We start from the raw sequence: 5,522 nt of genomic DNA on the forward strand, positions 1-5,522 counted from the left end.
GGCCCCAGATGCGCATGATGCGGGCGACTTCGCGGCGCACGATGGTCATCAGTGCGATGCGGTTGCGCTGGCCGTCGGTCAGGACCGGGGTCGGGGTGCTGCTCATGCGGACGTCTCCTGGTTGCCGGTGAGGCGCACGAACAGTTCCTCCAGGCGGTTGCTCTTGGTACGCATCGAACGCACGCGGATGCCCGCCGCGTTCAGTGCCTCGAACACGCGGTTCAGATCCATCGCACGTGGCATGTCGATGTCCAGCGTATGGCCGTCGGTGGCGATCAGGGTTGCCCCCTCGATCACCGGCAACTGGGCGGGCAGGGTGCCGTCGATGTCCAGCAGGAAGCCTTCCACGTCAAGCTTGGCCAGCAGTTCGCGCATCGGGCCCTGGGTGACGATCTGGCCGTGGTCGATGATGGCCAGGTTGCGGCACAGGTGCTCGGCCTCTTCCAGGTAGTGGGTGGTGAGGATGATCGTGGTGCCGGCGGCGTTGATCTCCTTCAGCACCCGCCACATGTCGCGGCGGATCTCGATGTCCACGCCAGCGGTCGGTTCGTCCAGGATCAGCAGGCGCGGCCGGGTCATCATCGCGCGTGCGATCATCAGCCGGCGCTTCATGCCACCGGACAGGGTGCGGCTCATCACCTGCGCCTTCTCCCACAGGTGGGCGCGCTTGAGCTCAACTTCGGCCATCTGCTCGGCTTCGGCGCGCGGGACGCCGTAGAAGCCGGCGTAGTTCACCAGGATGTCGAAGGGCTTTTCAAACAGGTTGAAGTTGATCTCCTGCGGCACCAGCCCGATCAGGCGCATGGTAGCGCTGCGGTTGCGCACCAGGTCGCTGCCGAACACTTCCACTTGGCCCTCGCTGAGGTTGACCAGGGAACTGATGATGCCGATCAGGGTGGATTTGCCGGCACCGTTCGGGCCCAGCAGGGCGAAGAAGTCGCCCGGGGCCACTTCCAGCGAGACCCCTTTCAGGGCCTGGGTGCCGTTGTCATAGGTTTTACGCAGGTCGCGCACGCGCAGGGCGGGCGCCGTATCGTTCAGGGAAGCCAAGCTCGAAGCCTTCGCGCCCATGGGCTGGCGCTGGAGAGGGGCGGGGAAGGTCTATTATAGAAGACCCCGAGGGCTTGCCCCGGCTACACACTGTCCCGAAAAGTCGTGCCTGTCCAATTCCCCATCAAACTGGTCGACCGCCGCATGCTGGCGCCCTCCATCGGCCATTACCAGTTCGTGCGTGACGACGGCCAGCCGCTGGATTTCCAGCCCGGCCAGTTCATCCAGGTCCATTTCAGCTATGCCGATGGCACTGAAACCAAGCGCAGCTATTCGCTGGCGACCATCCACGACCACGCGCTGGGCCCGGGCGAGGCGGTGGATATCGCGGTCAGCTTCGTCCCCGGTGGCGCCGCCACGGCGCTGTTCGAGGCGCTGGACATCGGCGGCCAGGTCAGCGCGTCCGGCCCCTACGGCCGGTTCTGCCTGAACCCCGGCGACCACAACGGCCGCTACCTGCTGATCGCCACCGGTACCGGCGTCACCCCGTACCGCTCGATGTTGCCGTTGCTGGCGACGGCGATGGCCGAGCGGGGTGTGCAGGTGGTTCTCCTGCAGGGTGCGCGCAGCCCGGGTGAGCTGCTGTACAGCGATGATTTCTACAGCTTCGCCGAAAAGCAGCCGAACTTCCGTTATGTGCCGTGCCTGTCGCGGGAACTGCCGTCCGAGCCGCACCCGGACGTCCACCATGGCTACGTGCAGCAGGCACTGGCGGAGTTCACGCCGGACCCGGCCACCGACATCGCCTACCTGTGCGGCAACCCGGACATGGTCGACGCCTGCGCCGAAGCGCTGAAGGCGGCGGGCCTGGGCAATCCGCAGATCCGCCGCGAGAAGTACGTCAGCAGCAAGTAGTGCCGGCCGCTGGCCGGCAATCCCACGAACCCGGGTAGTGCCGGCCGCTGGCCGGCAATCCCACGAACCCGGGTAGTGCCGGCCGCTGGCCGGCAATCCCGCACACCGGAGGCGGCATCACACCGCCCCGGCGCCCCGCTTCAGTACGGCACCCAGGCATCGCGCCAGGCCGAACCCACGCCCGGCCGGTACGCCTCTGCATTGATGTTGCACCAGGCGCCTTCCGGGAACGGGCGGCAGGCGTACAGCTTGCCGTCGGTGCCCTTGACCACGGTCTCGCCCGGCTTGTAGCTGCCGATACCGGCCGGATACACGAAGTCGTAGTCGTCACCCGGCGGCGGATCGACCGGACCCGGCAAGCGGGTATCGAGCTGGAACAGGTTGCCCGGCCTCAGATAGACACGGTTCTCGGTGGCCGAGACGACGGGCGTGATCACGCCATCCTTCATCACGCCCACGCGTGCCTGTTGGGCGCTGCCATTGACCTTGCGGGCCAGCGCCAGCGGCCACTGGTTCGCAGCGGTCTGTCCGGCTGCCAGGGTGATCTCCGGGCGTTCCAGGTCGTTGCCCTGGGCATTGAACACGCGCAGGGTCACGGTGGTGCCAACGTCCAGCGCACCGCGGGCGGTCACCGGACCAGCATCCTGCCACTGCGGCGGCGGGGTCACGCCACCGCCCCCCTCGAAGCGCACGTCCGCGCAGGTGTAGAACGCCTCGCCCGAATCCGAGCGCTGCCAGGTGTTGTAGATGATGTGCTGGCCGCTGCGCTCGGGCAGCGGGCAGTCCAGCTTGTAGACGTCGCCGGAAAGCGGCACGTTGCCCAGCGTGCAGAACTCCTGCAGGTCCGCCCAGCGCAGCGGGCTGCCCGGTTGCCAACCGTCGCGGGTGACGTAGAACTTCCACTCGCGTGTGGCATGCGGCGCCGGTGCCTTGAACTCGAAGGTGTAACGCCCGCGCGAATCGGCGCGGATCGGCGAGGTCGGCCAGTCACTGCGGTTCAGATCGAGGCCGCGGTACTTGCTGTTGCCGCCGCTGCACAGCTCACCATCTGGAACAACCGCTTGATGGTTGCCGTTGGCGTTGGCCTGGTTGATGCCGGCCCAGTCATAGAACGGCTGTGCGCCACCGATGGCCTTGGCGGCGGCACAGGCCGGGTTGGTCGGGTTCTCGGGGTTGCCCTGGTAACAGGAATAGACGCGGCTGGATGGCTTGGACAGAGTGCCGTGTGCGAAAGCGCCGCCAGATACGGCTACACCCGCGACAACGGATAGCGCGAGGACGGCCCGCTGGGACAAATGCATGGAGAATCTCCTGTGGGTGATGGAACCCGCGGAGTTTCGACACGCGTTCCCCTGGTCGCTATAGGAATAGTTTGAAAGGGGAAGGTGCGCTTACTTTGCTGAGATGAAGCTCACATTGTTCGGGGAACGGCGTTCTTCCGCCGTTCCCCGAATGACATCTCAGTAGGGCACCCACGCATCGCGCCAGGCGGCACCCGCACCAGGCCGATATGCCTCAGCATTGACGTTGCACCATGCACCTTCCGGGAACGGGCGGCAGGCATACAGCTTGCCATCGCTGCCCTTCACCACGGTCTGGCCCGGCACGTAACTGCCGATGCCGGCGGGGTATACGTGGTCGAAATCACCACCCGGTGACGGCGTACCCGGGTCCGGCACCTTGGTGTCGAGCTGGAAGCGGTTGCCGTTCTTCAGGTACACGCGGTTGTCGGTGGCCGAAGCGGAGGGCGTGATCGCGCCGTTGCTGAGCACGCCGACGCGCGCATGCTGGGCACTGGCATTGACCTTGCGGGCCAGCGCCAACGGCCACTGCGCCGGCGTGGTCTGGCCTGCGGCCAGCGTTGCTTCCACACGTTCCACGTCGTTGCCGTTGGCATTGAACACCCGCAATGCCAACGTGGTGCCCACGGGCAGCTCGGTACGCGCGGTGACCGGCCCGGCATCCTGCCACTGCGGCACCGGCGTGGTACCGCCGCCGCCTTCAAAGCGCACGTCCATGCAGGTGTAGAACGCTTCGGTCGAATCCGAGCGCTGCCAGGTGTTGTAGATCACATGCTGGCCGCTGCGCTGCGGCAGCGTGCACTGCAGCTTGTAGGTGCCATCGGCCGACAGCGGCGTATTGCCCAGCGAACAGAATTCCTGCAGGTCGGCCCAGCGCAGTGGGCTGCCCGGCTGCCAACCGGCGCGGGTGACGAAGAACTTCCAGTCACGCGTGGCATGCGGGGCGGTGGCCTTGAACACGAAGGTGAACTTGCCGTTCGCATCGGGCTGGATCGGCGTGGTCTGCCAGTCGCTGCGCTCCAGGTCCAGGCCGCGGAAGGTCGGGTTGTTGCCGCTGCACAGCTTGCCGTCGGGCACCACGGCCTGGTGGTTGCCGTTGGCGTTGGCCTGGTTGATGCCGTTCCAGTCGTAGAACGCCTGCGAGCCGGCCACTGCCTTGGCTGCCGCACACGCCGGGTTGGTGGGGTTCTCCGGGTTGCTCTGGAAGCAGGCATAGACGCGGCTGACCGGGGTGATCATCGTGCCGTGTGCGGCCGCGTTGCCGGCAACGCCAACACCGGCGCCAACGAAGACGGTAGCCAACAGCAATAACGAAGACGGTAGCCAACAGCAATGGGGTGTATCGCAGAGACATGGGGCATCCTTGTGGTCGTCGAAGGGAGCGGTGACCGCAGCACCCGCGCTGAGCCGCGCGACGGACGATGAGCGGTACCGCCGCGAGTATCGAGCTGCCGTGCACAGTGGGAAACCACGTCAACGCCGATCCGTGACTACGTGTGTGAAGCCCTTCCCGCAGGCTTCACGCCACGCTGAACGGATACGCTGGCGGTCACGCCTGCAGCACGGCGGCGATCACGTTCGCGCGCACCGTCATGACTGTTGATTGCCTGCCCGATCCACCTGGCACGAAAAGCATCCATGCCCTGCGTTGTGCAGTTGTACGAAGGCCACCGTCGCATCGGCGAACAACCGGTCCAGGTGCGCGGCAACCTCGGTGCCCTGGCAGACCAGGCCGCTCAGCATGAAGTCCGCGCTGTCATAGGCGCGCACCGAGATCAGCCGACGGTGCACGTAGGCGGGTACCACGCCTGCCGGCAGCACGCAGCGGGTCGCACCGCGCTGCACGAAGATCGGACCCGAGGCGCGGTAAGGCGAATGCGTGGCCAGGTGTCTGTAAGGCAGCAGAAGCAGTTCCGCACCCGCGGGCGCGTCAGTCAGGCTGACCCTGCAGGGGAAGCCGCCGCTGTCGCCGGCGCGCCGCCGCACGATTCCCTGTGCGGCCAAGGCGTCGTCGCTGGTTTCGAAAAGCGCTTCGAACGGCTGGTGGTCGATGCCACTGAGTTGCCACGCATGCATGGAGTGTCTCCCGGTTCTGCGCACATTCTGCCGGCGCTACGGGCCGCCTGCTCGCCATTTTCCGCCACCTGATCGCGCTGGCCGATACCGCCCTGTACCGGGCAAAGGCCGAGGGTCGCAACCGTCTGGTGGCCGTGCCGACGCCGGCCCAGGACATCCGCCTGTCGCCGCCAGCGTCCGGCGCGTGTAAGTTGGGTCACATTCGATTGGTCACATCTGCCGCGGCACACCGTCGTGGTG

General features: G+C 66.5%; 5 protein-coding genes and 1 pseudogene. 1 reads left to right on the forward strand and 5 read right to left on the reverse strand.

Features of this window, described 5'->3' with window-relative positions; translation table 11 throughout:
* Positions 1-106: pseudogene (locus tag AB4Y84_RS11670) on the reverse strand (ABC transporter permease); the annotation flags it as partial.
* Complete coding sequence (locus AB4Y84_RS11675) at positions 103-1,071, reverse strand: ABC transporter ATP-binding protein (protein ID WP_312108583.1); 969 nt, start codon at positions 1,069-1,071, stop codon at positions 103-105. The pseudogene AB4Y84_RS11670 and the gene AB4Y84_RS11675, both read right to left, overlap by 4 nt.
* A gap of 84 nt (positions 1,072-1,155) precedes the next feature.
* Here AB4Y84_RS11675 and AB4Y84_RS11680 point away from each other — a divergent pair, with 84 nt between their 5' ends.
* Positions 1,156-1,905, forward strand: coding sequence for a ferredoxin--NADP reductase (locus tag AB4Y84_RS11680; protein ID WP_363733793.1), 750 nt, complete (start codon positions 1,156-1,158; stop codon positions 1,903-1,905).
* A gap of 140 nt (positions 1,906-2,045) precedes the next feature.
* On the opposite strand, the gene AB4Y84_RS11685 is transcribed toward AB4Y84_RS11680, so the two are convergent.
* The 3 genes from AB4Y84_RS11685 to AB4Y84_RS11695 form a co-directional block, all read right to left on the reverse strand.
* Positions 2,046-3,206, reverse strand: a complete 1,161-nt coding sequence (locus AB4Y84_RS11685) for a lytic polysaccharide monooxygenase (protein WP_312108580.1) — start codon at positions 3,204-3,206, stop codon at positions 2,046-2,048.
* 159 nt (positions 3,207-3,365) lie between these two features.
* Entirely contained in the window at positions 3,366-4,445 is a 1,080-nt protein-coding gene (locus AB4Y84_RS11690) for a lytic polysaccharide monooxygenase (protein ID WP_442244196.1), read from the reverse strand.
* 351 nt (positions 4,446-4,796) lie between these two features.
* On the reverse strand, positions 4,797-5,282 hold the full coding sequence (locus AB4Y84_RS11695; RefSeq protein ID WP_353101527.1) for a DUF1203 domain-containing protein: 486 nt from the start codon (positions 5,280-5,282) through the stop codon (positions 4,797-4,799).
* Positions 5,283-5,522: the final 240 nt, after the last annotated feature.

Origin of the sequence: Stenotrophomonas sp. 2YAF22 (genome assembly GCF_052114665.1) — a bacterium.
Taxonomy (GTDB): domain Bacteria; phylum Pseudomonadota; class Gammaproteobacteria; order Xanthomonadales; family Xanthomonadaceae; genus Stenotrophomonas; species Stenotrophomonas indicatrix.